Source organism: bacterium, from assembly GCA_021372515.1.
Classification (GTDB): Bacteria; Gemmatimonadota; Glassbacteria; order GWA2-58-10; family GWA2-58-10; genus JAJFUG01.
On record JAJFUG010000072.1, the window covers coordinates 1 to 20,988 of the forward strand.

Below are 20,988 nucleotides of genomic sequence, written 5' to 3' on the forward strand. Positions count from 1 at the left end.
GGCACACAGTATCCGGCCCAAGTTTGCTCCGGGTGGCATTATTGTGAGTAGGTGGAAAAACTCTCTTAGCGTGGCAGGGAAAGTCTAACACCGCCGGGCGGGTCAATCAAGAAAATACTTACTCTGTCAGGGCCACGGGCACGCTGAGCTTGACAAAGAACGCCCGCTGACGGCGCCGCAGGGGGTCGGCCAGCAGCCCCGGCCGGCTCTCCAGCTCGTCGAAACGGTCCGCGGTGTAGGCCACGTACAGCGCCCCGAACGGCGGGGCGAACCTCCAGCCGAACAGGCCGTACACATACACCCGGTCGTTCCGGCTGTTGTACTGGGTGAACAGGTGCAGCCAGAGGTCGGGAGTGAAATTCCAGTCGCCGGTCAGGATATGCAGGTTGGTAGTGGAGTGGTCCGGGTCGGGGTGGAACACCACCCGGTTGAAGGCATAACTGAGCGACAGGGCGCTGCTCAGTTTCACTTTGGGCCGGAACACGTACTGACGGAACTCGCGGTCGAAATTGCGGCCGCTGGTGATTATCCAGCTCGTGTTGTTCCAGGATTGCAGGTTGTAGCCGCCCTCCATGAACCGGCTGTGGTTGTGGAAACGCTTCTCGTACAGCTCGGTTAGGTAGTTGTTGCCCGCTCCGAGCAGCCATTTGTTCAGGAAACTTACGGCCATCCACTGGTCCAGCTCCACGTGCCGCAGCGACCCGTCATAGCCCCAGTACACGTCGTTCGTGGTGAACCCCTGGACCTTGTCTATGCCGTGACTGTTGATCCAGTGCACGAAATTGGCGTTGGTGTCGAGCCGCCGCAGATTGTCGTCCTGGATGTAGCCCACCTTGTTCACGTTGTCCCGGAAACCCGGATCGATGCTCTCGTACATCAGGTGGTAGCCGTACAGCTCGGTCTCGCGGACGGCGCGGACAAACCAGGCCTTGCTGGAGACGCCCTCGGAGGGGAAACTGCCCACCAACTGCGAGGTCAGCTTGACGTGCGAGGGCAGGTTGAACGTGGCATCCGTGGAGAGCACACGGTTGTAGCCGCCGTCATAGCTGCGGTTCACCGCGGTGAGCCCGATATTCGAGGCGCCCAGGATATCGCGCTGCACCCGCGCCACAGTGAACAGGGCCGAGCTTTCGCCCCCGGCGGCGCGCTCGCGGGCGCCGAGCACGGAGTAGTTGAACGCCCCCACCCGTCCGTTGGACTTGGCCCCGAAATCCAGGTCACCCACCCGGCGCGAGTAGAACACGTTGAAATGGTCGTTGAAAAGCTCGGCCCCCTCCAGGAAATAGAGGCGTTTCTCGGGGTAGAAAGTCTCGTAGCGGGTCAGGTTGATCTGGTCCTGGTCCGCCTCCACGGTGGCGAAATCGGGGTTGTAGGTCAGATTGGCGTTGACCGAGCTGCCCAGGCCCAGCTTGAGGTCGGCTCCGCCCATCAGCTCGCTCCCGCCCGAGGCCAGGATTGTCCGCCGCCCGGTCGCGGGCGTGTTGGTGTCCAGGCCGACCAGGTACGGGTAGAGCGAGGCGCTGAAACCTTTCCGGAACGCGGGCAGGCCGGTCAGGTCGCCCGATTGCGAGACTTTCCAGGCCGTGTCGCGCTCCTGCCAGAAACTGGTCTCGAAATACTCGGGATAGTTGCGGCGGAAATTCACCCCCCAGGCGGCGGAGTCACCCTTGGGGATACGCAGCTCGGCCACCGGGATCGCCATTTCGGCGCTCCAGCCAGCCGAGTCCTCACGCGCGGCCACCTGCCAGGCGCAGTCCCAGCTCTTGTCGTTCGTGTTGCCGTCCTCGCCGATACGGCCATCCACCCGGATGCCCAGCGAGTTGGTGGAAAAGTAGTAGCAGTCGCGGCGGGTGTGGAAAGTATCCAGGTAGAGAGTGACCGCGTTGTCGGTGTCCATGTCGCCGTCCGCGCGGTTGGTCTTGCTGTTCGTGGCGGGGCCGGCCGGGCTGGCGCAGCGCCAGGCGACATACATATGCCTGTCGTCGAACGCCACGGCCACGCGGGTTTCGGCGCGGGCGGGCGCGCCCGGAGAGGGCTTGAGCTGGCTGAACCCGCCCTGCCAGTCGGCCCCGGCCCAGAGCGGATCATCCAGCACGCCGTCGACAGCCGGGGCCACCGTGGCCCGCACGGCGTGGATGCTGCGGGTTGAGGCTTTTATATCCAGGACCTGCTGTGCGACAAGAGGGCGATGGAATGCCAGAAAGGCGAGGGCCAGGACTACGCCGGCAAATCTTCGCACCGTGTTCTCTCCGCTGGGTTGGGGGGCGGGCGGGCTGGAGCAAGGGAACTGCCGGCGGCGGGACTGGTTTGGGCGGTCCCTTCGCACGGGTGTTAAGAAAAAATACACCCGCAATGGAGAGTCGTTCCCTTCTGGACTACGGCGGAAGAATATATTACTTAACTGTTTGCGGGGCAACCGTGGGTGCGGCCAGTCTGCGGTTATCTGGATGGAGTCAATGGGCCATGAACAACAGGCCGAGGATTACGAACGGCGGGATGGCGATGGTATTGAATGTCACTCCGGTCTATTCCGTGGCCAATGAAAATAGAGCCAGAAGCGCCAGCGGCACTGCGATCACGGCGATACATTTGGCTACGGTCAGGGCGTGCGACCGGGAGAAATCGATTTTCACGATGCGGTCTATCTCGACTCTCAGCGCCTGTCCATCGCTTTTCTGTATGACAGCCAGAGAGTCTACCGCGATCAGGCGGCCCTGGATAACCGAGGAGTCGGCCGTGACAATCCTGACCTCGTCGCCTACATAATCCTGCAGCAGCCCCTGGGTAAGGTTCTCATATACCGGAGGCAATCCGGTTCCGCTTTTCTCCCGTGCCGGGGCGCTGGCCGGCAGCGCCTGCAGGGCCGCCACGAGCAGAAAACATACAAGCCGGCAGTTTCTCATGCGCCTGACTCGAGCTCGAGAAACAGAAGGAATAACGCGACACAGGTCGCGGCGCCGATGATTACCGTTTTCGTGACCGCGGACATGTTCTTGGCGGCTTTGAGTCCGGCGATATCATCCCACGGGACAAAGCGGTGGAGCTTTGTCAGCAGCAGCCCGCTCTGACGCACCTCGATCGGGCCCTTGTAGCTGTCGCCGTCCTTGAGGCTCACACGATAATTGTTTTTTCCCAGCGCTTGGATAAGCTGCAGCAGGGACGGGTCCGGGCGATGGGCCAGGTCCCCGGCCTGCAGAGGGACAGGCTTTTCTTTTTTACCGCGGGCAAAGCTGAGCGAATCGATGTCCGCCCAAGGGAAAAAGTCCTGTCTGCGGCTGTCGTTCACATTCAATCCGGTCTGTGCCCAGGCCTTGATTGTCAATCCCCCGGCCTGGACCGTGACAACCCCTTCCACTTCCTTTCCGTTGACCGGAAACAGGCGGCACCATGCGCCGCTGATTTCCTGCAGCAGGCAGAGAACCGCCGAATCCGGCGGCGCTCCGTGCAGGGAGCCGTCCCAGGCAGGTGCCGGCAACGGCAGGGCGAGGGCCAGGAGGCAGGGCAGGGCTGAACCGAGCCAAAACTTCCGGAAACTTTTCATAGGATTGTCGGAGTGGAATGTAACGGATATTTTGGTTTGAGGCTTTATTGAGCTTAGCAACTCTCGCAGCGGCTGTCAATGTTTCGATGAACAAGAATCAAAAGGGGTCACGGCAGACGGTGCCCCTGCAGGAGAAATCCTCGAACAAAAAAAGAGGGCCGGTCTTTCGGCCGGCCCTCACGCAGATTCTCCTCTGTCTTGACGCTGTCGCTCGTTATTTCTGCTCCGGCTTCGGTTCATCGCCCTTCAGGTCCTCCGCTTTCGCGGGCAGGCCGCGCAGAAGGCTCATCGGCACCTTGAACGTGCGGGCCGTGCCACTGCGGCGCAGGTACACCGACCGTCCCGCCTCCAGCGAGTCGCCGAACGCGGCCTGGGCCACCAGGCTGTCACCCTTGAAAAGGCCCACCCGCGCGGACGGTTTGCCGAAGCCCTGGCTCAGGCTGTCCGCGCCGCTTTCCGATACGATGCTCTCGAAATTTACGCCCTCGATGTCCCAGAGCAGGTTCTGCACTTTCCACTCCTTGGCCGGGGCTTTCTCCGGGGCGGTAAGCTGCCAGGTGTCGCCCTTTTTCTCGACCTCAAGCTTGTGGTCCGGGTACTCCAGGGCCACCCGGTTAACCGTGCCGGTGTCGAACTCGAAGATCTTGCGGTAGCGCAGATCGCGCCCGGCCGGGTCGAGGCGGCCCAGCACGCTGCTGTCCACCGCGGCCACGCCCGGCAGGCCAGTCACCCGCACCCAGACCAGCGAGTCCGCGGCCGAGGCGCACGCGAACTCCAGGCGGGTCACCGCGCCCGAGGCCGCCACACTCGCGGTCAACAGCGGCTGCTGGAACGCGGCGGCGAGCCTGGCCGGAAGCGGGTCGGCAAACTGGCGCGCGCGCAGGTCCTTGAGGTCCCACAACAGACCGTCCACCTGCGAGCCATCCGCCCGGGAGCGCTCGGGAACCAGAAGGCTCCACGCACCGGCGCTGTCCTTGCGCGCGGCCAGCGGGGCCTCGCCCGGACGGGCCAGGGCCAGGCTGTCGATCCGCTCGCGGGCCGCGTGCACCAGGGCCCGGTCGCGCAGGCGCGCCGGGTCGAGGAGAAGGCGCGACAGCAGCGAGACGGGCAGCACGTACACGTTGTCCATGCCCTGACGGCGGGCGTAGTAGTTGCCAGTGGAATCCTTGCCGCCGAGGAACAGCCGCCGCTCGATCTCGCCTTTCTGTCCGCTCAGGCTGAGAGTGAACGCGGGATTGTCCAACCCGAAAGCTTTCAGCCCCCCGGCGGGCAGGCTGTCCACGAACGAAAGCGCCTCGGCCTCCTCCACCGCGCGCAGCAGCTCCTTGAGGCTGTCGCTCTCGGCCGGGGCGGCCAAGGGCGCGGTCAGCTCCCAGAGGCCGCTATCGCTCCGGCGGGCGGAAAAGACTGTCGCCGCGCCGCGCTCCAGGCTCAGGCTTTCCACCTGGTCGCTCGCGAAATGCAGGGCTTTCTTGTCCCGCAGGTCGGCGGCGTGCTTGTCCAGATCGGTCCGGGTCCAGGAGTTGAGCAGCAGCACCCGCCGCGGACGGTCGAGGTTGACCGCATAGATAAAGCTTCCGGTGGGGTTCTTGGCCCCCAGGGCCAGGCGCAGCCCGGGTTTGCTTTCCACCTGAAGGCTCAGTGTCAGCTCCGGCTTGTCCAGCCCGAACGGGGCCAGGCTCGCGGCGCTGTCCTCCACCACCCGGTCGACCGCTGCATCCGCGGCGCTGCGGATGAGACGCGCCACCGCGGCGCTGTCGGCATCCGCGGCCAGGGGCCAGGTGATACGCCAGCCGGCCTGCGGCGAGCGGACCAGCACCAGGCTGTCCACACCCAGGCTGTCGTGGCGCAGCACGTGGAACGCGCTCACGCTGTCGGCGGAGAAGACCAGGGCCTTCTTATCCAGGTCGCTTTCTTTCTGGCGTTCCGCGCCGCCCTTGTACTCGTAGAAATAGTAGACCAGACCCAGCACCAGAAACAGCGCCAGGTAAATCAACGGCTTGCGCGCGCTCATCGCTTCGCCCTCCGACGCAGCCGGATGAAGACCCCGGTCAGGATGATGACCAGCGGCAGGGCCACCAGGGTGACCACGGCCATGGTCAGCATGTCCGAGCGCTCCAGCACCAGAGGGGTGTTCTCGGTCTCGCGCGGCTGGATCGTGATATCTTCATTTTGGCCGCGCAGCCAGCGCAGGCAGTTGAGCAGAAGGTCACGGTTGCCCAGCTGCTCGATATAGGTGTCCGAGATGAAATCGCCGTCCCCGATAACCACCAGACGGGCCGCGCGCGGCTTGGCCGTGCTGTCGGCCGCGGTGCTGTCCTCGTGCTGGAAGAACGAGGGCTCCAGCTCCACGCTCACCCCCAGGCTCACCTTGTGGCCCTGGTCCGAGGCGCGCTGGATCACCTGGTCGAAATTATTCTGCAGAGTGCCCAGGTCGCTCTCGGCCCAGCTTTTCTCGCTCGACTCCAGGAATCGGTTCACCGTGGCCCCCGGGGGCGGCACGCTGTCCGGGGCCACCGAGCGCACCATGTCGAACACCGTGCCCACATCGAAGAAACGGGTGATGTCGTGGGTCGGGTAGTCCTTGACCAGGAAAGCGAAGGGGCTGTTGGGCGAGCCGCGCAGCATGTCGACCACGATGTCATGGCCGGCTTTAACCCCGTAGCGGCCGAGCTGCTCGGTCAGCAGGGTGTCGGGCATGAACGGTTCGAGCAGGAACAGGGCCCGTCCGCCACGGGCCAGGAACGAGTCGATGTCTTTCAGTTCCACGGGCAGGAAATCTTTCTTGGGGCCGTCGACAATCAGGATGTCGCAACTGTCGGGCACCCCCTTGCCCGTGGCCAGGAACGCCTCGCGCACCGGGCCGATCTGGTCCTCGATGCTCTGGCGCACCCGGCTGACCGAGTAGGGGTCGCCCTGGTCCGTGCCCGGCTCGCCGTGGCCGGTGGTGAAATAGACCGCCCCCCGCGCGCCGGGGCTGGCCCCGCCGATGAGCGAGTTGATCGAGCTGGTGAGCTTGGCCTCCTGCTCGCTGAATATCTTGTCGGTCTTCTCGCCGTAGCGAATTAGCACCGTACTGGTGCTCGTGATACCCATCTGCATGGCCAGCAGCGGGTTGCGGTCGATGTCGATCTTCTCGAACTTGAAACGCTTGCTCTGAAGGGAATAGGTCTCCAGAAGGTCGAGCAGCGGCTGCTTGGTGCGCAGGTCACCCTCGCCGCGGTAGAACACGTAGACATTCAGGTCCAGGGTGTCGCGGTCCAGCTTTTCCAGCACCTGACGGCTCTGCAGGGCCAGGGAGTGGGTCTTGTTCTTGGTCAGGTCCCAGCGGTGGTTGTGCTTCTCACTGAACAGGGCCGCCAGCACCAGGATGCCGATGAAGAGCAGCGACATGGAGACCGAGACCGCGCCGTAGCGCGCCGCGCGGCGGGTGAACAGCATCCCCAGTTCGGACAGGTTGCGCGCCACGTAGAAACCCAGCGCCAGCGCGGCCAGCGCCCAGGTGACAATGTACCAGAGTCCCACCCCGGCCTGCGCGACCTTGACCACATAGCCGGCGACCGCGAGCAGCACTCCCAGAATCAGAAATATGAATGAACGGGTGGCCATCGGTGCTCAGCTCCTCCACTTTTTGGATTCCAGGACCCGGAGAGTCAGGAACAGCCAGAGCAGGATGAAACTTGCGTAGAATATCACATCCCGCGTGTCGATCACGCCCTCGGCGAAGTTGTTGAAATGCTCGAGGATCGACAGGTGACGAAGTATCTGGTTGCCCTCGCTCCAGAAACTCATGAACCAGAATGTCAGCAGCACGGCGAAAGTGGCCACCGCGGCGATGATCTGGTTCTCGGTAAGGGAGGAGATGAAAAGCCCCAGGGCGATGAACGAGCCGGCCAGGAGAAGAATCCCCAAATAGCCGCTGGCCAGGGTGCCGGTCTCGGGCTGGGAGTGGAGGTAGAGGAACATGGGGTAGATCAAAGTCAGACCGAGCATGATCACGAACAGGCTCAGGGCCGACAGGTACTTGCCCAGGAGCACGTCCAGATCGGTGAGCGGGTAGGTGAGCAGCAGCTCGATCGTGCCGCTCTTGCGCTCCTCGGCGAACGGTTTCATCGTGATGAGCGGCAGGATGAACAGCATGATCACGCTCATGTTGCCCAGCAGCGGCCGGATCACGCGCATGGTGATGTTCAGGTTGTAGCCGCCGCCGTAGGGCGACTGGTTCATCGAGGCCATGCTGAAATCGCTGACAAAGAGCATGAAGAAAATGCCGGTCAGCAGGATGAAAAACAGCATCACCACGTAGGCGATGGGCGAGTAGAAATAGCTTTTCAGCTCGCGCTTGTAGACAGGCCAGAAACCCATTTTATCTTTCGCCCTCCTCAAGCGTTCCGGGTGATTATCTGCATGAATATTTCCTCGAGGCTCAGACGGTTGGGCCGCAGCTCCAGAAGGCCCGCGCCAGCGCCGGCCACGGCCTCGGCCACGGCGCGCCGGATGTCGGCCTCGCGCTCGGCCAGAACCATAAGCTCGGTCTCGCCCTGCGGGGCGGCCGGGCCGGTCAGGCGCACCGAGGCCACACCCTTGAGCGCGGCCAGGCGCCTTTCCAGTTCAGGCGTGCAGCTTTCCACCCGCACGGTGACGCTGCCGCCGCGGCCGCTGCCACCGGTGAGGTTCTCCAGCGAATCCTCGGCCACGATCCGTCCCTCGTTGATTATTATCACCCGCTTGCAGACCGCGCTCACCTCGGGCAGGATATGCGTGCTCAGGATGATCGTGTGCTCGCCGGCCAGGGAGTTGATCAACTCCCGTATCTCGATGATCTGGGCCGGGTCGAGGCCGGTGGTCGGCTCATCCATGATCAGCACCTGCGGGTCGTTCACGATGGCCTGGGCCAGTCCCACCCGCTGACGGTAGCCCTTCGAAAGCGCGCCGATCAGACGGTTATTCACCTTGTCCAGTCCGCACTGGGCGGTGACTTTATCCAGACGGGCGCGGCGCTCGCTCGGGGCGACCCGCTTGGCCTCGGCCACGAAACGCAGGTACTCGCTGACGGTCATGTCGTTGTAGAGGGAGACATTCTCGGGCAGGTAGCCCAGGGCGCGCTTGACCGCCAGCGGCTCGCGGTCCACCGCGTGGCCGGCCACCACCGCCTGCCCGCTGGTCGCCGGGAGGAACCCGTTCAGGATGCGCATGGTCGTGGTCTTGCCAGCCCCGTTCGGACCCAGGAACCCCACGATCTCGCCCTTGCCCACGCTGAACGAGATGTCCCGCAGCACCTGGAACGCCCCGTAGAACTTGTTCACCGATTGCAACTCGATCATCTACTCACATCTCCTTCCCGGTGGCAGATAACCCTTACTCCAACTTTTATTGACCTCAAATCGGGCAATCTTTACATCAAACCTATACTTCCTTACAAGCTCCATGCCAGGCCGGATGAAAAATCAAGGCGCGTTTTTCACAATGACTTACCTGTGCGCTATCTGCCCGGCCCGCCCTGGGCATAGCGCAGCCTCGCTCCAAATGGGGCAGATCAGCGCCCGCAGGAATAACAAACGGGCGGCCCGCAACAGGACCGCCCGCATTCGTTCGATTTCAGTTTTTGCCGGCGCCGCTTCATTCTCGCCAGACCCGCTCAGTCCTCCAGCGGTTTGACATTGGCCGCCTGCAGCCCCTTGGGGCCCTCGACCACGTCAAACTGCACTTTCTGGTTCTCGTACAGGGATTTGAACCCCTCGCGCTGGATGGCGCTGAAATGCACGAACACATCCTGGCCGCCATCCTGCTCGATGAAACCGAAGCCCTTGGCGTCGTTGAACCACTTGACTTTTCCCAGCGGCATGACCGGTGCTCCTGCGAAAGCATTGACAACTGGCCGTCCGGAGCGGACGGCTGGAAATGGAAAGAGGGCGTGCGCCCGAAAAAATATTAAAACCCGCCATACACTTAGCAAGAAAAATCTTTACCTTCGCGCAATGTCCGTGAGCCGCTTCCACGGTTCCGCAGCGGCTCTGGGATTGACAGGGGCGGCGATGGAGTTATTTTAGGCTCTGCACATTCGCAATCAAAACGAACCACAAGCGGAGCGCCCCCCGGTGAACGCGAGCCTGCTCGACCTTTATCTGGACTTGCTCAAAAAGGCCCTTTCCTATTCGCTCTGGGAGGAGCCGGGCGTGCCGGTGGACGCCTTCGCCTCGCGGCGGCATGCCCCCCAGCGGCTGTTCCTGCGCGCCCTGACCGGGGTCCTCGGCCGCCTGGGCTATCAGTTGGTCAAGCCCGTGCACTACAGCGCCGAGCAGCGCGAGACCGGTCAGATCTGGCCCATGCAGGCCGACACCATGATCGGCATGCGGCGGCTGGACAACCTGCGCCGCTGCGTGGAGACAGTCCTGGCCGACAACGTTCCGGGAGACCTGATCGAGACCGGGGTCTGGCGCGGCGGGGCCTCTATTTTTATTAAAGCGGTGCTCGAAGCCCACGGCTCCACCGGACGCCGCCTGTTTGTGGCCGACTCGTTCCAGGGCCTGCCGCCGCCCGAGCTGGAGCGGTTCCCGCAGGACCGCGGCGACAAGCTGCACAAGTTCGATTTCCTGGCGGTCTCGCAGGAGCAGGTGGAGGAGAATTTCCGCAAGTACGGGCTGCTGGATGAGAGCGTGGTGTTCCTCAAGGGCTGGTTCAAGGACACCCTGCCCGCCGCCCCCATCGAGCGGCTGGCCCTGATCCGGCTGGACGGAGACATGTACAGCTCGACCATGGACGCCCTGGGGGCGCTCTACCCAAAGCTCAGCCCGGGCGGGTTCTGCATCATCGACGACTACAACCTGAAAACCTGCCGCGAGGCCACGGTGGATTACCGCCGGGAGCACGGGATCAGCGCGACGGTGCAGCCCATCGACGGCCAGGGCGTGTTCTGGCGGAAATGAGCCGCAGGGAAGGCGTTATTGGGCACGGAGCACCGTGCCCCTGCAACGAGATCAGAGAGCATTCGTAGGGGCGAACCCTGTGTTCGCCCTTTTTGTCTTTCCCGGCCATGTCTGAGTGAACCGGTAGAGGCAGAGATTTGGCCTTTCAATGTAAGGGCACGGCATGCCGTGCCCTATAGGTTTTCCCGCCTCAGAAATAGTACCAGATCGAATGGTAGTCGTTCACGTTCTCGCCCTCGGCCGCCAGGCGGGTCAGGTAGTCGTGGATCGAGACATCCGTGTACAGGTAGGGCTTGGTCAGGGCCAGCATCGACTCCCAGGGGTAGAACCGGTAGACCCGGCGGCCGTCCGGCAGCAGCATCACGATCTCGTGGTCCTGCCACGACTGCAGATAGCTCTTGCCCAGGGTGGGCACGTTGAACACCGGGGTGTCCGTGCGGGCCAGGCCCGGCAACAGGCGCGCCTCCTCGGTCCACTCCTGCAGCAGCCTGGCGATGGGCACCCGGAAATCGACGGTCTCATCCTTACCCTTGGCGTTGAAACAGTAGTAGGGGTCCACTCCGCTGCGCTTGAGCACCCGCCGCAGGTGCGCGGTCTGGAAGCGCCGGCTGTTGTAGAAAGTGAAAACCTCCTGGTTGTACACGCTCAGGCCCGCCGAGCGCAGACGGCCCACCGCATCCAGGGCCGCGGGGGTCATTTCGAGCGGGCTTTCGAAATGAGTCACCACGCAGACCTCGCGCCGTCCCAGCTCGTGGTGGCGCGACAGCAGTGACACCAGCTCCGGGGTGATCCGCATCGGCAGGGTCACCGGGGTGCGGGTGCTGATCCGGATGCGCTCCAGGTGGCCGATTGCGGCCAGGCGCTCCAGGACCCAGGCCAGGTACTCATCGCCCAGGGTGAGCGGGTCGCCGCCGGTGACCAGCACCTCCTGGATGTTCTCGTTCTCCGCGACCCAGTCGATAGCTTTCTCAAGCCGCTCGCGGGTCTCGCCGCTGCGGTCCAGGCCGGTCACCTCCCAGTTGCGCTGGCAGTAGACACAGAGCTGCGGGCAACTGTTGAAAGCCTTGAGGATCAGCACGTGCACGTAGCGCCGCGTGATCCCGTCCTGCGGGCTGGTGGCGGCCTCGCCCATGAAATCGAGGTCCTGGCCGCTCTCCGCTGCCCGGCGCATGCCCTCCACATAGTGCAGCCCCGGCAGCACCTGCGCCCGCAGGGCGGCATCCGTGGCTCCGGGGCCGGGCCTCTGGAACAGGCTCAGGTAATAGGGGGTGATCTGGAACGCGAGGCCCTGCCGTTCGGCCTGGGCCAGGGCGTGTCGCTCGCTGTCTGTCAGTTCGACCAGGCGTTCCAGGTCGGACAGGCGGCAGACGATATGGCGCATCTGCCAGCAGCAGTCGTTCCATTCCCTGGGGCCGGCCCCCAGGGCGGCGGCGATCCGCCGCACCGACTCCTCGTTCAGCGCCCGGACCCGCCCGTCAAGGCCGCTTTCGTAGCGCGCCATGGCCTCGCGCACCCGCTTGCCGTAACTGTCCAGAAGGTGCGAGCGCGCCAGTCCGGGCCGCTCCTCGGCGGTCAGCTCCAGCGCGGAGGGCTTTTCCCGGCGGTAGAACCCGAAACGCCCGTTGATCCCCAGGAACAGGAACAGCATCTCGAGAATGAACCCCCGGCTGACCGGCTCGCCCCGCGAGACGGTGCGCGAGGCCAGCTTGATCAGGCTCCCCAGGGCGCTGGCCCCGCTAAGTTTCTCGTTCTCGGTGCGGATGATGTTCTTGAACACCCGGATACACCATTTGGCGTGCTTTTTCCGCACGTCGTGCAGGTCCTTGAATTTCTTGTCCGAGTAGATGTTGAAATAGTGCCGTTCCAGGTCGTTCAGGTACTCGAACAGCCCGTTGCGGGCTTCGCTGATCGAGGCGCGGCTGAGCAGAATGTGCTGTATCTTGCGGTCCGTCTGCCAGAGAAGGTCGAGCAGGGCGGGCCGCTCGAGGTTGAGGATGCGTTCGAGGGAAACGGCGCGGGCGGGAGGCTCCAGGGCCCTTTCGCCGCCGAGTCCGCCGGCCTGCGGCGGGGCGTGGATTCCAGAGACTTCCTGGTCGTAGTTGATCATATCGATACCCTCACTTTCAATTCGGGGGGGCTTTTCGCCCCTGGCTCCGGGTGAGCGCACCGGGAGGCCGGGGGGCGGATAACACTCTCATCGGATGACTGGGCCAGGACTGCGGTCGGTGCACAACTCTGAACGGGATATTCGGGCGGTGCTCTTCCGTTCTCTTCTCTCTCCACTTGATAATTAAAGCCGTGCGGCGCCTTTTGTCAAGCCGCAATTGCAAGGATATTCCGGCGAACGAGTTAGAAAGGAAACGGTTGGACAGAGTGAGCGGCGCCGCGGATTTATCCGGTTGACAGCTCACCCCAGGAGTCGATAGATTTCAAAGCTGTAAGAGCACTGGTAAACAGAGATCGGTCCGGAGTGACAAGAGAGATGCGAAAAAAGGGGAGGCGGGTATTGTGATGCGGTCTGGTATTGTCCGTGAAAGAGAGTCTGCGCAAGTGCTGCGGCCTAAAGCGGCGGCGGCGCTGTTCTGCGTCTTGGCTGTCATGATTTATCCCTTTGCGCTCCGGGCGGCCTCGTCCGACAGCCTGGAGCTCAACCGCAAGATCGACAAAATCCTGGCCCGCTACGGCCAGCTCCCCGAGAACTGGGGCATTGTGTTCCGCTCGCTGGACAAGGGCGACTACCTGGTCCGGCGCAACGACCAGCACGGCTACATGCCCGCCTCCAACCTCAAGCTGCTGGTGACCGCTGTGGCCCTGGACGCCCTGGGGCCGGACTACCGTTTCCGCACCACCGTGCTGGCGGATGGCTCGGTCTCGCCGGGCGACAGCACGTTGCAGGGCGATCTGGTTCTGCGCGGCAGCGGCGACCCCACCATTTCCGACCGTTTCTTCCGCAGCACCACCGCGGTCTGGGACGAGCTGGCCGCCGAGGTTCACGCTGCCGGCATCCGTCACGTCAGCGGCGACCTCGTGGCCGACAATTCCCTGTTCCAGCCGCCGTTCCTGGCGGACGGCTGGTCGTGGGAGGACCTCACCTGGTGGTACGCCGCCCCGGTGAGCGCCCTTTCCTACAACGACAACGTGATCGACCTGAACGCCTATCCGGCCTCCCAGGTGGGCGAGCCGCCCGTGATCCGCGTCACACCCTCCTCTTCGGTGATGAACGTGATCAACCGCGCAGTCACCGTGGGCGACCGCAGCGGCGATCACCTGGTGATCTCGCGCGAGACCCCCGGCACCGCGGTGGTCCTGTCGGGCGGGATCTACAAGGGCAGCATCGGTTTCATGGAGCACGTGGCCGTGGACTCGCCCGGCCTGTTCGCAGCCTCGGCGTTCCTGGACGCCCTGGCGCGCAAGGGGGTGCGGGTGGACGGGCCGGTGCGGCTGGTGGCCGATACCGAGGAGAGCGACAGGATAATGGGGCGCGCGCCCTCCATCGTGGCCCAGCACGAATCCGTGCCCCTGACCGAGATCGTGAGGGTGATCCTCAAGCGCAGCCACAATTTTTACGCCGAGCAGTTGCTGTTCACTCTGGGGGCGCGCCAGGGGCGCGGCGGCGGGTTCCAGCAGGGGATCGAGGTGGAGCAGAGGCTGCTGCGCAAGCTGGGGGTGAACATGTCGAAAATCCGGCTGGAGGACGGCTCGGGCCTCAGCCGCCTGAACCTGGTCACCCCGGACATGTTTATCCGCCTGCTCACTTTCATGCACGACCACCCGGCGGCCGAGCAGTACATCGCCAGTCTGCCGATCAGCGGCGTGGACAACGGCGTGCGGATAATGCACAGCACCCCGGCGGATGGCAAGATACACGCCAAGACCGGCTACATCACCTCGGTCATGTCCCTGTCGGGCTATGCCCGCACGCTGGACGGCGAGCCGCTGGTGTTCTCGGTGCTGGGCAACAACTGGCTGATCTCGAAGGTGGCGGCGCGGATGGTGATCCGGGACATCTGCGTGGAGGTGTCGCAACTCAGGCGCGGCTGGAAACCCGGCCCGGAGAGACTGAGACAGCCGCCGCACCACGCCGAGTAGACTCAAAAGGGGCGGTGGTTCAGGCCAGCAGGTCCACGTTGGAGCCGCGGCCGTCGCCCGAGGACCCACGTCGCCTGCCGCGCCGCTGCCGGCGCTGATCCTTTCGGCCCTCATCCGGGTGGATTTTGGTTTTCTCCCCTGGCGAGGTCTCCTTGGTGCGGCGGCGTTCCTCGGCGGCCCGTTTCAACTCGTTCTGCTCGGACTGCAGGCGGCTCAGCTCCGGGTGCGACTGTTGCTGCTGGCTTTCTTTCTCCACGTGGGTGAATTGCTGCATCACCGTGGCGTGGTCTATCGGACGGACCATGGTCATTCCCTCAGCGGAACAGTTTCCCGAACCTCACCAGCGGCTCATCCGGGAAATCACGGAGCCATTGCCCGGCGGTCTCGTCGATGATCGCGGCCAGGGTCGGGTCCAGGCGGTCAAGGCTTTCGCCCCCGGCGCCCTCCTGTGGTGACAGACGGTCGCCCTCCAGGCGCAGCCGCCCGTCGCGCAGCATTATCCGCAGCAGGCGGGTCAGGCGCGGGCTGAAGAGCATGCCGTCCTCCACCCGGAAAACGAAATCCGGGAAAGCCACCTTGTGACGGTGGCAGACCCGCTCCAGGATCCAGATGAAATAGTAAATTTCCGAGGCGGAGAAGCTGGAGCCGTTCTCCTCGGCCAATCGCAGAACGCTGGCGCGCAGGACCTGGCTCATCCACCGGCGTTTCTCACCGAATCGTTTTTTCGCTTTAATACCCTGCCTGACAAGCAGGCCGCCCCCGATGCCGACCGAGGTCCCGGCCAGTATCGACAGGATCCATTTTCCGGCTTTCATCCCCAACCTTCCCCCGATATTATAAGTTTTCACACGTAATCGATGCGTCCGCTTAATATAGCGGTATTCAGGACAATTGTAAACCACTTGTGGATTAACTGAATAGCCTCGATGAAACGCTTGTAATTGATTCCGATTTAGTTATATTTGCAACGCTCGTGCGGCCCCCCGTCGTTCATCCGGTTCTGTGGTGCAATCATGACCTGGTCGATCGAACCGCTCCGGCGTGGGCTGAACTCACGCAAGGCTTTCCCGCTGCTGCTCGGGTTTGGACTGTCTGTCCGCCTGCTTCTTCTGGCATGCACCTGGCGCGACCCGCTGTTCGATGATGCGGCGGCGTACTATACCCAGGCGCTGAAGATCACGGACAGCGGGACCAGTTTGTATTTACCACCCGGTCTTCCCGCCTATCTGCGGCTCTGGATGTACCTGCCTGTGGACGGCCAGGTTGCCTGCCGGCTGTCGATGCTTCCGGTCTATCTCATTTTCAGCCTCGCGCTCTTCGCCTATGTCCGTGGCCGCTCCGGGATTCAGGCCGCCAACCTTGCGGTGCTGTTCTTCGTCTTTTCGCCGGCTTTCGTCTTCCAGTCCCAGTTCCCGTTGACACAGCTCCCGACAGCCACTCTGTGTTTGATGGCCCTGTTGCTGCTTGAAAAATCCGTGAAACCCGGGGGCTGGACCGCTGCCGTGACCTTGGGTCTGGTGCTGGGGGCAGCGGTCCTGCTGCGACCATCCATTTTGATTCTGGTCCCACTCCTGGCCGCGCTGGTCTGGGTGCGCGCCGGCGCCAGGCGTGCGACGAAAGCCCTGCTGGTCGCATTTGCCGCCTCCGTTCCGCTGCTGGCTTGGGAGCACCATGTCTGGCGGCGGAGCGGGGAGGCCGTGTTCATCAACAGCGCGAACTCGATGAACCTTTTTGTGGGCAACAACCAGTACACGCCGCTCTATCGCACCTGGTGGTTCGGCTCTCACAGTCGGGGCTCGCGGGACGTGCCGGCCGAATTCAGCTCTCTTCTCGAATACGGGCGCAGCCTCGGCCCGGCCGATCAGGAACGCTTCTTTTTCAGCCAGGCGCTTTCACACATAGCCTCGCATCCTTGGCTTTTCGCATTCCGGACTTTCAACCGTATGCGCTGCTTCCTGGCCTTCGACAGCTTTTCCGGAGCACAGGCCATGAAACATTACCGTCTCCCGCCCTGGAGCGTGGCGCTCGTGCTGGGGCTGGATGCCTTGTGCTACTGCTCGATAATGCTTGCCGCACTCGGATATATCGTTATATTTGGGAACTGGATGCCTGCCCTCGGCTGGCTGTGGAGCCTCGGATGCGTGGCTCTGTTTTATGCCGCGCCATACTACACCCCACGTACCATTTCCCGATTGTGCCGCTGGCCGCGGTTCCGGCATCGATGCTGGTGTCACGCTGGCTATCCGGTGGCAGGGTGGCGTTCGAATCACCGGGTAAAAGGCGGAAAGCGGTTGGAGCCGTACTTTGCGGAGCGTTTTTCATCATCCAGTTGGAATGTGTCTGGGTGATGTCGGGTTCTTTCATAAAAAACATGTGAACCAGCGGATTGCGGCGTTCGGTTTCTTTCTGGGGCCGAGGCCTCAATGCTGCGGAGAATGCGATGCCCTGTTTTTCAACCCTTGCCCTCCTCGCCCTTTGCGCAGCCCTCAGTCTGACCGGCCCGGTGCCGCTCGCCGCCCAGCTCAGCCGCTCCGACATTCTGGACCAGAACGCCGCGCAGCAGGCTATGGAGCAAAGAAAGCAAATGCTGCAGAACAAGGTCAGCACCGTGCAGCCGGGTGAACGGGTGCCGCTGGACGGCATGGTGGACCGCTCCGCATATTGCCTGGGCCCGGGCGATGAGATGGATGTCTCGATCTGGGCCGGTGATGAGTACTACACCTATCCGCTGGTCGTTTCGGCCGAGGGGCGTCTGCTGGTGCCGATGGTGGGGCCGGTCGAGGTGGGCGGGCTGAGCCTGGAGAACGCCGAGAAGCTTCTGGGAGTCCAGTGTGCACGTTTCTTCACCGGGGCGAGGGTGCAGCTTTCGCTGACCAACCCGCGCCTGTTCCGGGCCTACGTGGTCGGGGCGGTCAACAAGCCCGGCACCTACTACCACAGCGCGTTCGACCGGGTGAGCGACCTGGTGCGCGCCGCCGAGGGCATCAAGTCCGGCGGCTCCCGTCGCCGGCTGCACCTGTTCGACCGCGACCACAAACCCCTGACCAGCGCCGACCTGCTGGCTTTCGTGGCCACCGGCAACCCGGCTTTCAACCCGCGCCTGGTGGACGGCTGCATCCTGGAGGTGCCGCAGGTGGAGGACTACGTGCTGCTGCGCGGACGGTTCATCAACCTGGTGGGGGCCGATTCGATCAAGATCAACGACATCTCGAAGGACGAGATGAGCGAGCACCGGGTGGAGATCAACCCCGGCGAGACCCTGGGCGACCTTCTGGCCCTGGTCGGCCAGCCGGATGTGGAGGGCGTGGGCGGCAAGGTGCGGGTGCGAATCGTTTCCAAGAGCGGCGCCGAGCGCCAGGCCGACCTGGATGAGGCCATGCTGCAAACCCCCCTTGAGACCGGCTCGACCATCGAATTCCCGACACAGCAGTTTTTCGTCTATGTCACCGGCAATGTCACCCGCTCCGGGCGCTACCTGTACCAGAGCGGGTTCACGGCCCTCGATTACCTGGGACAGGCCGGCGGTCCGAGTATGTACGGCAGCACGACCAAGTTCAAGGTGCGGCGCAGCGACGGCCGTACGGTCGAGGTGTCCGCCACCGACCGTCTGTATCCCGGCGACATGCTGTACATCCCGGAAAAAGTACGCTGGCTCGACCGCACGCTGGCCCCGCTGATCTCACTGGTGGGTGTGCTGATCGCGGTCGCCGCAAGATAATCACCGCGGGGGAGAGCTTTGGCCGACAGAACGATTGACCTGCCGCAGATGCTTTCGATAATCGGGCGCCGCTGGCGTATCCCGGCTGTGGTCGGGGCTGTGACCGCGGTGGTCGCCCTGCTGGTGAATTTCCTTATCCTGCCCAAATGGTACGAATCCACCACAGTGATCATGCCGCCCCAGGAAAAGAGCGGTTTCGGCATCATGGGCATGCTCCTGTCCCGGGCCTCCGACATGCCGGGCGGCCTGAGCCGTCTGGCCAGCGGCATCGCCGGGATCAACCCCTCGCAGTTCCTGTTCGTGGTGGCGCTCAACAGCCAGACCGTGGCGGATTCGCTGATCGACAAGTACGACCTGATGAAGGTCTACAAGACCGAGTACCGTTTCCTGGCGCGCAAGGAGCTGGCCCGTCACACCTGGATCGATTTCCCGCCCGAGGGCCATATCGTGGTGAAAGTGGAGGCCCGGGAAAACCCGGAGCTGGCCCGCGACCTGGCCCGCGAGTACGTGATCCAGCTCAACAACGTCATCCTCGACCGCGGGATGTTCTCCGCCACCAAACGGAGGCGTTTCCTGCAGGACCGCCTGGAGGAGGAACGGCTGTACCTCCACGATCTGGAGGACAGTCTGGTGGTGATGCAGAAAAAATTCGGCATCATCGATCCGGAGGAGCAGGCCAAGGGCCTGGCCGAGATAGTGACCGCCCCGCTCCGGGGGACCATGGAGATGCTGGCCCTGCTGGAGGCCGAGCGCGAGAGCCAGATGGTGCAACTCAAGATCAAGCGCGATTTCTACACCGCGGCCCACCCCGATGTCCGTCGCCTGGAGGCGGCGATCAAGGAGATGGACCGCGCGATAGCGCGCATCCGGGCCGAGGTCAACGGCGCCACCACGCGGAATGCCGGCAAGCTCACCGTGCCCCTGGCCGATATCCCCGAGGCGGCCATGGACTACATGCGCCTGTACCGCGGGGTGAAAATCCACGAGGAGATGTACGCCCTGCTGGCGGCCCAGTTCGAGGAGGCCCGCCTGAACGAGGCGGATGACATCCCCAGCGCCATCGTGCTGGACCCGGCCAACCTGCCCGAGTACAAGAGCCGTCCCAAGCGCCTGCTCAACACGGCGATCAGCACCGCGGCCGCGGTGCTGCTGAGCCTGCTGTATGTCATGGCCGCCGCGCGTTTCAGCTTCCTGAAAGAGGACTGACCCGCCCGCAGCTTGATATCCAGATAAAAAATTGGGGGCACGGCGCGCGCCGTGCCCCTCGTATTTCCCTATCGTGATTGTCCGCCAGACCTTCCCGTCCCGCACCTCAGTCCTGGAACCCGTATTTCTCCATCCTGCGCCGCAGGGATTCCCGGCTGATCCCCAGTATCTCCGCAGCGCGCAGTTTCACGCCCCCGGCTTTTTCCAGCGCCCGCTTCAGCAGCATGCGCTCCATGTCCTCCAGAGGCATCAGCTCCACCTCGACCTTGCTCGAAGTGGGGGCCTGCCAGGCGTGCCTGTCCTGAAGGTTGGGGAAATCCTCCGGGGTGAGCTGCTGGGTGTTGGCCAGGATCATGGCCCGCTCGATCATGTTGCGCAGCTCGCGGATATTGCCCGGGAAGCTGTAGACTTTCAGCATTTCGAGTACGGCCGGCGAGATGCCCTGGATGTTCTTTTTCAGCTCGCGGTTGAAAAAGCGGATCATCGAGGCGCAGAGGTTCTTGATGTCCGTGGGGATGGTCCTGAGGCAGGGGGTTTGGATGGTGAACACCTCGAGACGGTGGAGCAGGTCGAGGCGGAACGAGCCCTCGCGCGACAGCTCGTGCAGGTCGCGGTTGGTGGCGGCCACCACCCGCACGTCCACTCGTATCTCGCGCTTGCCGCCCACCCGGAAGAAACTGTAGTTTTCGAGCACGCGCAGAAGGCGGCTCTGCAGGCTGGGCTCCATGTCCCCGATCTCGTCCAGGAAAATGGTGCCCTTGTCGGCCAGCTCGAAGAACCCGGCCTTGCGCCCCCGCGCCCCGGTGAACGCCCCCGGCTCGTGCCCGAACAGCTCGCTTTCGGCCAGGCCGTGGGTCAGGCTGGTGCAGTTGACCGGGATGAACGGGTGCTCGGCCCGTCCGCTCAGGCGGTGGATCGCCCGGGCGACCAGCTCCTTGCCCGTACCGGTCTCGCCGGTGATCAGCACCGTGGTGCGGTCGGTCTGGGCCACTTTGCGGATCAGGTTCTTGATGTGGCCTATCGGGGCGCTGTCGCCGATGATGTTGTCGATCTCTCCGCTCAGGGCCGAGCTCTTTTCCATCAGGCCGATCTGCTCGGCGGCCTGACGTTTCTGCCAGCGCAACTGATGGTATTTGCCAGTGCGCTCCAGGGCCATGTCGAGGTCGCGGAAATCGATGGGCTTGCGGATGAAATCGAAAGCCCCGGCGCGCTGGGCCTGGATCACCAGGTCCATGTCCCCGAACCCGCTGATCAGGATGACCTCGATCTTGTCGTCCACGGCCTTGATTTTCTTCAGCAGGGTAAGTCCGTCCATGCCCGGCATCTTGACATCCGACAAGACCACGTCCGGCGAATTTTCCTCCACCGCTTTCAGAGCGCTCGGCCCGTCCGCGGCGTATTCCACCAGGTAGCCCCGCTCCCGCAGGTACATGACCACCGTGTTCAGGACCGATCTTTCATCGTCCGCCACCAGGACATGCAAAGCTTTCGTTTCCTTCTGCATCGGA

General features: G+C 63.5%; 17 protein-coding genes. 5 read left to right on the forward strand and 12 right to left on the reverse strand.

Annotation, left to right across the window (positions count from 1 at the left end; all coding sequences use genetic code 11):
- Window positions 1-118: 118 nt before the first annotated feature.
- From LLH00_07035 to LLH00_07070, 8 genes are all read right to left on the reverse strand, one after another.
- The gene (locus LLH00_07035) at window positions 119-2,239 is read right to left on the reverse strand and encodes a carbohydrate binding family 9 domain-containing protein (protein ID MCE5271024.1); all 2,121 of its coding nucleotides are present in this window, start codon (window positions 2,237-2,239) and stop codon (window positions 119-121) included.
- A gap of 286 nt (window positions 2,240-2,525) precedes the next feature.
- Window positions 2,526-2,903, reverse strand: coding sequence for a hypothetical protein (locus tag LLH00_07040; GenBank protein ID MCE5271025.1), 378 nt, complete (start codon window positions 2,901-2,903; stop codon window positions 2,526-2,528).
- A complete protein-coding gene (locus LLH00_07045; protein ID MCE5271026.1) occupies window positions 2,900-3,541 on the reverse strand; it encodes a hypothetical protein in 642 nt (213 codons plus the stop codon). The genes LLH00_07040 and LLH00_07045 overlap by 4 nt, the downstream gene beginning before the upstream one ends.
- Before the next feature lie 214 nt (window positions 3,542-3,755).
- Window positions 3,756-5,555: a DUF4340 domain-containing protein gene (locus tag LLH00_07050; GenBank protein ID MCE5271027.1), complete on the reverse strand. Its 1,800-nt coding sequence runs from the start codon at window positions 5,553-5,555 to the stop codon at window positions 3,756-3,758.
- A complete protein-coding gene (locus LLH00_07055; protein ID MCE5271028.1) occupies window positions 5,552-7,150 on the reverse strand; it encodes a GldG family protein in 1,599 nt (532 codons plus the stop codon). Before LLH00_07055 ends, LLH00_07050 begins: the two co-directional genes overlap by 4 nt.
- A 6-nt stretch (window positions 7,151-7,156) precedes the next feature.
- Window positions 7,157-7,906, reverse strand: a complete 750-nt coding sequence (locus tag LLH00_07060) for an ABC transporter permease subunit (protein MCE5271029.1) — start codon at window positions 7,904-7,906, stop codon at window positions 7,157-7,159.
- 17 nt (window positions 7,907-7,923) lie between these two features.
- The gene (locus LLH00_07065; protein ID MCE5271030.1) at window positions 7,924-8,865 is read right to left on the reverse strand and encodes an ABC transporter ATP-binding protein; all 942 of its coding nucleotides are present in this window, start codon (window positions 8,863-8,865) and stop codon (window positions 7,924-7,926) included.
- A gap of 314 nt (window positions 8,866-9,179) precedes the next feature.
- Window positions 9,180-9,386 carry a cold-shock protein gene (locus LLH00_07070; GenBank protein ID MCE5271031.1) on the reverse strand — a complete coding sequence of 69 codons (207 nt, stop codon included), beginning with the start codon at window positions 9,384-9,386 and terminating at the stop codon, window positions 9,180-9,182.
- A gap of 253 nt (window positions 9,387-9,639) precedes the next feature.
- Here LLH00_07070 and LLH00_07075 point away from each other — a divergent pair, with 253 nt between their 5' ends.
- The gene (locus LLH00_07075; GenBank protein ID MCE5271032.1) at window positions 9,640-10,467 is read left to right on the forward strand and encodes a TylF/MycF family methyltransferase; all 828 of its coding nucleotides are present in this window, start codon (window positions 9,640-9,642) and stop codon (window positions 10,465-10,467) included.
- A gap of 190 nt (window positions 10,468-10,657) precedes the next feature.
- Here the strand turns inward: LLH00_07075 and LLH00_07080 are convergent, their stop codons facing one another.
- Window positions 10,658-12,574, reverse strand: coding sequence for a KamA family radical SAM protein (locus LLH00_07080; protein MCE5271033.1), 1,917 nt, complete (start codon window positions 12,572-12,574; stop codon window positions 10,658-10,660).
- 491 nt (window positions 12,575-13,065) lie between these two features.
- Between LLH00_07080 and dacB the strand changes: the two genes are divergently transcribed.
- Window positions 13,066-14,556 (forward strand): D-alanyl-D-alanine carboxypeptidase/D-alanyl-D-alanine-endopeptidase, encoded by a 1,491-nt coding sequence (gene dacB, locus LLH00_07085; protein MCE5271034.1) that lies wholly within the window; start codon window positions 13,066-13,068, stop codon window positions 14,554-14,556.
- 19 nt (window positions 14,557-14,575) lie between these two features.
- Here dacB and LLH00_07090 read toward each other — a convergent pair whose 3' ends face one another.
- Together LLH00_07090 and LLH00_07095 are read right to left on the reverse strand one after the other, a co-directional pair.
- A complete protein-coding gene (locus LLH00_07090) occupies window positions 14,576-14,860 on the reverse strand; it encodes a hypothetical protein (protein MCE5271035.1) in 285 nt (94 codons plus the stop codon).
- Window positions 14,861-14,870: 10 nt separating this feature from the next.
- Window positions 14,871-15,371: a hypothetical protein gene (locus tag LLH00_07095; protein ID MCE5271036.1), complete on the reverse strand. Its 501-nt coding sequence runs from the start codon at window positions 15,369-15,371 to the stop codon at window positions 14,871-14,873.
- Between the two features lie 198 nt (window positions 15,372-15,569).
- Here LLH00_07095 and LLH00_07100 point away from each other — a divergent pair, with 198 nt between their 5' ends.
- The 3 genes from LLH00_07100 (at window position 15,570) to LLH00_07110 (ending at window position 19,480) form a co-directional block, all read left to right on the forward strand.
- On the forward strand, window positions 15,570-16,904 hold the full coding sequence (locus LLH00_07100; protein ID MCE5271037.1) for a glycosyltransferase family 39 protein: 1,335 nt from the start codon (window positions 15,570-15,572) through the stop codon (window positions 16,902-16,904).
- A 92-nt stretch (window positions 16,905-16,996) separates the two neighbouring features.
- Entirely contained in the window at window positions 16,997-18,274 is a 1,278-nt protein-coding gene (locus LLH00_07105; GenBank protein ID MCE5271038.1) for an SLBB domain-containing protein, read from the forward strand.
- Window positions 18,275-18,292: 18 nt separating this feature from the next.
- Window positions 18,293-19,480 carry a hypothetical protein gene (locus LLH00_07110; protein ID MCE5271039.1) on the forward strand — a complete coding sequence of 396 codons (1,188 nt, stop codon included), beginning with the start codon at window positions 18,293-18,295 and terminating at the stop codon, window positions 19,478-19,480.
- Between the two features lie 106 nt (window positions 19,481-19,586).
- On the opposite strand, the gene LLH00_07115 is transcribed toward LLH00_07110, so the two are convergent.
- Entirely contained in the window at window positions 19,587-20,984 is a 1,398-nt protein-coding gene (locus LLH00_07115) for a sigma-54 dependent transcriptional regulator (protein ID MCE5271040.1), read from the reverse strand.
- Between the last annotated feature and the right edge of the window lie 4 nt (window positions 20,985-20,988).

Bases quoted from the DNA above. Each gene is read 5' to 3' on its own strand.
- LLH00_07040 (MCE5271025.1), bottom strand. From the start codon at position 2,903: ATGAGAAACTGCCGGCTTGTATGTTTTCTGCTCGTGGCGGCCCTGCAG.
- LLH00_07045 (MCE5271026.1), bottom strand. From the start codon at position 3,541: ATGAAAAGTTTCCGGAAGTTTTGGCTCGGTTCAGCCCTGCCCTGCCTC.
- LLH00_07050 (MCE5271027.1), bottom strand. From the start codon at position 5,555: ATGAGCGCGCGCAAGCCGTTGATTTACCTGGCGCTGTTTCTGGTGCTG.
- LLH00_07055 (MCE5271028.1), bottom strand. From the start codon at position 7,150: ATGGCCACCCGTTCATTCATATTTCTGATTCTGGGAGTGCTGCTCGCG.
- LLH00_07060 (MCE5271029.1), bottom strand. From the start codon at position 7,906: ATGGGTTTCTGGCCTGTCTACAAGCGCGAGCTGAAAAGCTATTTCTAC.
- LLH00_07065 (MCE5271030.1), bottom strand. From the start codon at position 8,865: ATGATCGAGTTGCAATCGGTGAACAAGTTCTACGGGGCGTTCCAGGTG.
- LLH00_07070 (MCE5271031.1), bottom strand. From the start codon at position 9,386: ATGCCGCTGGGAAAAGTCAAGTGGTTCAACGACGCCAAGGGCTTCGGT.
- LLH00_07080 (MCE5271033.1), bottom strand. From the start codon at position 12,574: ATGATCAACTACGACCAGGAAGTCTCTGGAATCCACGCCCCGCCGCAG.
- dacB (MCE5271034.1), top strand. From the start codon at position 13,066: ATGATTTATCCCTTTGCGCTCCGGGCGGCCTCGTCCGACAGCCTGGAG.
- LLH00_07090 (MCE5271035.1), bottom strand. From the start codon at position 14,860: ATGGTCCGTCCGATAGACCACGCCACGGTGATGCAGCAATTCACCCAC.
- LLH00_07095 (MCE5271036.1), bottom strand. From the start codon at position 15,371: ATGAAAGCCGGAAAATGGATCCTGTCGATACTGGCCGGGACCTCGGTC.
- LLH00_07100 (MCE5271037.1), top strand. From the start codon at position 15,570: ATGACCTGGTCGATCGAACCGCTCCGGCGTGGGCTGAACTCACGCAAG.
- LLH00_07105 (MCE5271038.1), top strand. From the start codon at position 16,997: ATGCCCTGTTTTTCAACCCTTGCCCTCCTCGCCCTTTGCGCAGCCCTC.
- LLH00_07115 (MCE5271040.1), bottom strand. From the start codon at position 20,984: ATGCAGAAGGAAACGAAAGCTTTGCATGTCCTGGTGGCGGACGATGAA.